Raw genomic sequence first — 5,813 nt, forward strand, 5'->3', positions numbered from 1 at the left:
ATTTTTAAGAATAATGGACGAGGAATTCCAACAAGTCGTTTAAATTCCCCATCATTAAATCTAGTTAAATTTTCATATTTCATGGGACTAGTATAAACAATTTTTTACTTTCGCAAGAGGTCTATTGGGCAGATTAGCATTCCGCGACACTGTATTATTGAGGCGTGCTGAAAAAACAGGACACATCAGTTGCCGCTTTTTTTAGAAATTCTTTTTCCATTTCAGCAATTTTGAGTTGTTGTTTGAATTTCTTGTTTTCTTCGAGTAGAGCAACGAGATCGGGCAAAAATTGTTGTGTTCCTGCTAATGTCCCAACCTTTGCTTTCTTGTATCAATTTGATAAAGTTTTCATGGAAATACCGAGTTGTCGTTATTTAAGTGATGTGCTGCAAAAGCTGCCGACACACAAAGTGCCCCAAATTGAAGAACTGCTGCCGCACTGCTGGAAACCTAAATCGAATTAAAAATTGGTATGGGATTCAGCGGACGCTTACTTCACGAATCCATTTATCTAAAGTTGAATAACCCACACCTAATTTCCGGGCGATTGCAGCTATAGGCTCGTGTGAGTTTGAAAGTGCATAATCAATCGCTTGCTGTTTAAATTCAGGACTAAAACGTTTAGCCATTTCTTGAATCTCCAAAGATTAAAGTTAGGTTATCTTTAGAGGGACGTGCTGTCCATTATTTTGGCTAGGATCACGGCATGGCCAGTTATCTGGACGTCAATCACTGTTATAACAATCATGAAGCCATTCTGGTCTGGCTAGACCATTTGCTGGCCGTGCAGCCCGAAGTCAATACACCTGATTCAGTGAAAATGGCATTGTTAAAACATTTTCCTGAATCGAGCTATATACTGGCTTAACGTATAATTCTTCACTTAGGCTTTTTTGAGCCGTCTTGTCTAAAAGCCAAAGTCATGACCATACCCACTTTTCTGAGGTTTGGATTCATTCCGCTGCTGTGGTTCAATGGGTGGTGTTAGATCTGGTTGAGGTCGATTTGACTGACGTTCATGGGACGGAATCTCTGGTTGGGTTTGTCGCTGTTCGAGATGTTCTTTTCGGATCACGGGAATCTGATACTGCTGGGCAATGGCTTCCACCTGTGTCTTGAATTCTTCGTTGCCGGAGATCATGACTTCCCCATATCGCGCGTGGGCTAAGAATAGGGCATCACGGACATGAATCTCCAACGGACTAACGACAGTAATATATGCCGGTGCTTTGTTTTCAATAAAGGCGGTCTGATTGAGCTCTCGGTCGATATAAAACTGATGCTCAAACTGACAGATGATTTGATATCGGTCTTTAGGAAAGTGCGGTAGGGATTTTATTTCAGCATCAATGCGCTGACATGCCCCCAGACTATTTGAAGTTGAACTGATCTCAGAAACTTCGAGGAACTGTTGCTGCAGCCGAGATTTGCGAGACTCGAACTGTAATTCTTGCATCACCTCATTTAAAAAATCCGGATCTCTCTCGGGTAACACAATCTCTTCAATGACGAGTTTCGAACCACCCTGAGGCTGTGGCTTGTTGATGATTTTGGCTGTTTTTCGTTTTAATAAATTGTATTCAAGTTTTAATGCGATTTGCCAAACACAATCAAGATCTTGCGCATTAAAGTATTGCCGGTTCTGCGCGATGGGCTGGGTGCAGAGCACACTTTTCAAGCGCAGCATCAGAGTGTTGCGATCCTGCTGCTGCAAGTTGAAATTAAAAAATTCATCTGTGTATTCCTTGAGGTTCTGCTCCAGTTGATTGGTATTTACATGGCAGCAACTCAGCAACAAATTGGCTTTAAAAATCGCGGTTTGTAGATTATGATGTTGATAGAAGTGCTGATATAACTTGTCAAAAAACACCTCAAGATCGGCGGATGTGATCTGCTCCAGCTGTGGTAGCTCGTGGCGAGGATTGGGGTCTTCAATCTGGTGATCCCGATGCTGCAGGGCAATTTTTCCCTGTTGTTGAAACGCCCGATCCCCTGAAAACACAATTGGAGTATGTGCATCGAGGAGTTGCAGGCATTGCTGAATCCGCGGGATGGAATATTGGCTAAACATCTGGATGCCGTATTGATTCATCACCGCAATCGGCTCATGTTTAAGCTGCTCGTCATAGATCAGCTGCGCCTGACGGCATTGGGGATTGGGTGCATGAATAAAATTGCCAGACTGACGCTGATCCAGCAGAAACTGTTGGGCAATAACCAGTGGATGTTCCCGATTGAGATGCGAGATAAAATCCGCGTAGGAGGTGATCTGTGCCGAATGCATCTCCGGCGATGGCAAGAGCCGTTGTCCCAGCTCATTCTTGAACAGTTCATCCTTCACTAACTTGGCCGTCAATTGCTGGTGACTCAGTGCATACTGGGTCCGTCGATTAGAGCGATCATTTTTCTGCTGGAGAGCATGCTGATCGTCCAGTGCGGTCTGGATCTGATCCAAGGTAATTGATGGATACTGCTGTTGCTGCTGTTTAATCTGTAGATCTCTTTCAACAAATTGATAATCTTCATGATTCTGCTTGATTTCAGCCGCGGCCTGTTTGTGCAGGACGGTGATGTAATCTTTCTGTGTCTTTAGCGCGAGATAGATCGTGTGCAATTCTGCGACCAGATAATTTTCAGCCTTGAATAGATGAAATGGATGAATCTTCATCTTGCTGGACGGAGACGCTACCCGAGACTGGACCTCCTGATCCGGGACAGCTTTGGGACGGATTCCCTCGGCGACCTGATATGCTCCCCAGTTGTTCTGCAGCTGGGGCAGGGTAGCTTGCTTCTGACAAAACAACGATGCTTTAAAAGTAATCTGTTCAGAATAAGTCTTTAACTGAAACACAGCACCATTTCTTTTCAAAGCTTAAGCCCTTTTCTGCCAGCGCCTGATGCCACTCCGGCCAGCTGTTGACGCGACGCAAAATATTCTGGACAGCCGTTTCCACATATTGCTGATAGCTTTTTGCAAAGTGAATCTCCTGTTGCAGAACACTGGGCTGTTGATGTCGGTAAGCCCGATCCAGAATGAGTGCAGGAAGTTTCTCTGCATCCGAGATTTTTATGTATGCAGGATTGCTTTCTACTGTTTGAGTGCGTCGATTATAAATAAACATCGGATTCGGCTCAGAACTCCAGCCCTGCGTGGCTTCAATTTCTGCCGCACTGCGGTGCAAGGCATTGAGGATCCAGCCGTCACCGAGATTGACGCATTTGTGCTGCTGATGCTGATTTTTTTCAAATGGATGAATTCTGTTGATCACGACATGATAATGCGCATTATCGGTATCGAGATGCATTGCATACTGCACTTGCAGCGCTTCAGCATTTAAATGCCGGAGCAGAATATCGATCTGCTCTTCGATTTGCTGAATTGCTGGAACTTCAAATTTTTTAAAACTCGCCACCAGATGCACGATTGGATCGTCTACCCGGTGATTTAAACTGGCCGTCTGCAGCATTTCGATTTTTTGCTGCTCAGGATCATCATCCAGAAAATTCCTTGAACTGGCATAGACACATTTTTCAAGCAGTGCATCTTCATCCCACGCTGGCTGAGAGGCAAAGGGCTGACGGATATAATTGCTAAGATTTTGTGCACGGGTATTTTCAGGATTTTGAATATAGTTCAATAACCCGTTGACGCGTTGTTTCAATGACGTGGAGCGAGTATTTGCAATCAGCTTTAAAATCATACGAGGTGAACTCCTTGACTTAGTTTGCGCACGATCAATTTAAGCGCCTCGATCAACGCTTCAAGATCCGTTGTATGATCTGCCCGTTCAGCTGGGGTGAGACAATCATCGCGTTGTAAAATTTGCTTGAGCTGCAGTGCAATGATGCGAAGCTCTTGAATCTGTATCAGCTCTACGTGCACTGACGGCTTCTGGTTGAACAGCTGATGCCGAATCACTTCTGACTGATTTAGCTCCAGCTGCTGACACAGTTCAGCCAGTTGTCGATGTTCTGCATCGCTGAGTCGAATCAGAATTTGTTTATTGCGCATGCAATGCTCCGTGTTTTTTTAAAGTGTTTATAAAGTTTTAGACCCAGCATCAGTGAGTTTGAATGAGGAGCAGACCTCAGCAATGATGACCCATTGCTCCATCCCGTCGTTGTCTCTATGCCTCAGTTTTAGTGTACGAAGGTGGGTCAGCAAAAAGCCAGAAAATCGCCAAAAAGTGAGGTTTTTAGGTTTATGTTATTGATGCTTTATTTAGGAACATCGCCCGAACTATGAAGGGCAGGCATCGGTTGCATCTGAATTATTCAAATTTTTTCTGTTTGTGATGACGATACGGTTGAGTCAAACTACCTGATGTCATCACTGTGGATATCGAGCTTTCGATTGATTGGCGTAACCCAGCAAAACTTTGAATTTCATTGGAGCGCTGAAGATAATCCATCATCTTGTCACTTAAAGATTCAATGATTTCTTTGGGATTTCGAATCCTGAATTGATTACTTTGTGCCAGTTTGATGAGATGTGACAGATTGGGGAATGCTTTGCTTCCTTCGAGTTTAAGCGCCATCTGATTATCAATCGTTTCATAGATCAGGGTATGGGTAATATCAAAGGGTGGAGAGACAAATACCTGTTGCATATCTGGTGAATATTGCAGTGCAAAGTTTTTCAGATGGGCATCCCCATTGCCAATTAAACAGTTGAATACAATGTAGGTATACATTTTCTCAACTTCAGCGAGACTCCCTGTATAAAGATAGGTGGCTTTCAACAGCGCTTCATAACTCCCTGTATATTTGGCATCAGGGTCATTCGACTTTTTCATCAAGGTCGTAAAGTCTTCATACCCCAATTTTAAACCATCCTCTGTTTTATCGAAGCGTTCGACAACGTAGGTTTCGAGATTTTCAGATAAATAGGTTTTGGGAGGATTTAACCCACAGTATCGGGCAGCTTCCATACAGACAAATTCATTGACCGTCAGTAAAGGAAATTCTGAATCGAAAGATTTTACGATTAAATCTTTTTGTTGGACTGTTCGATCCGTCTCGATGGTATTGGCATTAGGAATACTGACTTTAGGCTGCATGCCAGCCAAAGAATTTCGCAGATAATATTTTTCCAATAACTGAGGGAACAGTGGCTCATGGCTGTTATAGGATAGAATTTCACCTAAACTAAGCGATTCGGCTTCAGGTAAATTCAGCATACTCTGATAAGCGAGCATGCCGATGCCCTGATCGCCTTGCAGTGCCAATAAATACATATCATTGACTTTTGCATATCTTGCCAATTTTTCAGCAATGAATCTGCGATTAAAACCTTCAGGCAAGTTTTGAGAAAATATCGGGTGGAGTGAACCTGAAGAATAGCCATCCATGCCTTTTTGGGTCATGGTCAGTGAGACATGTTGGCTTGCCTGAATCGGTTGATAGTGGTGTATGGAACCATAAGACAGTACACCTAACTCAACTGGACCGTTGTATACCTCAATCGTATTGATTTTACTCGGTAGATCAATCGGATTATTCATTATTCATCCTCAGAAAATAGATCTTCGATTTCATCCCAATCCGGTAAGTTATGCTTTTTGTGTGTCGCCTCAAACTGCAAGCCAACTGCATCCAGTACACGTTCAAAGATGTCAAAAGATCCGGTAAACCGACCATTTTCAATCTCCGAGATGGTTGTTTTATTGATTCTCGTCACTTCGGATAATTTTTGTTGTGTATAGCCTAATATTTTACGTGCTTGACGAACGCTCTGGCCAATCTCGGCTCTGGTTGCCATCATTTTCACCCCAATAATTTAGCCATATAGCTAATATATCATATAATAATAT

The 5,813-nt window shown here is 43.1% G+C and carries 6 protein-coding genes and 3 pseudogenes; 1 reads left to right on the plus strand and 8 read right to left on the minus strand.

Annotation, left to right across the window (positions count from 1 at the left end):
- The 3 pseudogenes from GBN19_RS15975 to GBN19_RS14210 all read right to left on the minus strand — a co-directional run.
- A pseudogene (locus GBN19_RS15975) lies at positions 1 to 83 on the minus strand (IS5/IS1182 family transposase); the annotation flags it as partial.
- A gap of 104 nt (positions 84 to 187) precedes the next feature.
- Positions 188 to 370 (minus strand): annotated as a pseudogene (locus GBN19_RS14205) (IS3 family transposase); the annotation flags it as partial.
- Between the two features lie 118 nt (positions 371 to 488).
- A pseudogene (locus GBN19_RS14210) lies at positions 489 to 629 on the minus strand (transposase); the annotation flags it as partial.
- A 77-nt stretch (positions 630 to 706) separates the two neighbouring features.
- Here GBN19_RS14210 and GBN19_RS15845 point away from each other — a divergent pair.
- Entirely contained in the window at positions 707 to 868 is a 162-nt protein-coding gene (locus tag GBN19_RS15845) for a hypothetical protein (RefSeq protein WP_171492660.1), read from the plus strand.
- A 39-nt stretch (positions 869 to 907) separates the two neighbouring features.
- On the opposite strand, the gene GBN19_RS14215 is transcribed toward GBN19_RS15845, so the two are convergent.
- The 5 genes from GBN19_RS14215 to GBN19_RS14230 all read right to left on the minus strand — a co-directional run bounded on the left by GBN19_RS14215 (position 908) and on the right by GBN19_RS14230 (position 5,761).
- Positions 908 to 2,869 (minus strand): LPD7 domain-containing protein, encoded by a 1,962-nt coding sequence (locus tag GBN19_RS14215; RefSeq protein WP_228271289.1) that lies wholly within the window; start codon positions 2,867 to 2,869, stop codon positions 908 to 910.
- Positions 2,826 to 3,701, minus strand: coding sequence for a relaxase/mobilization nuclease domain-containing protein (locus GBN19_RS16175; protein ID WP_228271290.1), 876 nt, complete (start codon positions 3,699 to 3,701; stop codon positions 2,826 to 2,828). The genes GBN19_RS14215 and GBN19_RS16175 overlap by 44 nt, the downstream gene beginning before the upstream one ends.
- Positions 3,698 to 4,012 (minus strand): ABC transporter substrate-binding protein, encoded by a 315-nt coding sequence (locus GBN19_RS14220; protein WP_151778576.1) that lies wholly within the window; start codon positions 4,010 to 4,012, stop codon positions 3,698 to 3,700. The genes GBN19_RS16175 and GBN19_RS14220 overlap by 4 nt, the downstream gene beginning before the upstream one ends.
- 259 nt (positions 4,013 to 4,271) lie before the next feature.
- Positions 4,272 to 5,504 (minus strand): type II toxin-antitoxin system HipA family toxin, encoded by a 1,233-nt coding sequence (locus GBN19_RS14225; protein WP_151778577.1) that lies wholly within the window; start codon positions 5,502 to 5,504, stop codon positions 4,272 to 4,274.
- Positions 5,504 to 5,761 carry a helix-turn-helix domain-containing protein gene (locus GBN19_RS14230; RefSeq protein WP_111895312.1) on the minus strand — a complete coding sequence of 86 codons (258 nt, stop codon included), beginning with the start codon at positions 5,759 to 5,761 and terminating at the stop codon, positions 5,504 to 5,506. Before GBN19_RS14230 ends, GBN19_RS14225 begins: the two co-directional genes overlap by 1 nt.
- Between the last annotated feature and the right edge of the window lie 52 nt (positions 5,762 to 5,813).

Source organism: Acinetobacter brisouii (assembly GCF_008993995.1).
In the GTDB taxonomy this organism is placed as follows: Bacteria; Pseudomonadota; Gammaproteobacteria; order Pseudomonadales; family Moraxellaceae; genus Acinetobacter; species Acinetobacter brisouii_A.

Bases quoted from the DNA above. Each gene is read 5' to 3' on its own strand.
- GBN19_RS15845 (WP_171492660.1), top strand. From the start codon at position 707: ATGGCCAGTTATCTGGACGTCAATCACTGTTATAACAATCATGAAGCC.
- GBN19_RS16175 (WP_228271290.1), bottom strand. From the start codon at position 3,701: ATGATTTTAAAGCTGATTGCAAATACTCGCTCCACGTCATTGAAACAA.
- GBN19_RS14220 (WP_151778576.1), bottom strand. From the start codon at position 4,012: ATGCGCAATAAACAAATTCTGATTCGACTCAGCGATGCAGAACATCGA.
- GBN19_RS14225 (WP_151778577.1), bottom strand. From the start codon at position 5,504: ATGAATAATCCGATTGATCTACCGAGTAAAATCAATACGATTGAGGTA.
- GBN19_RS14230 (WP_111895312.1), bottom strand. From the start codon at position 5,761: ATGGCAACCAGAGCCGAGATTGGCCAGAGCGTTCGTCAAGCACGTAAA.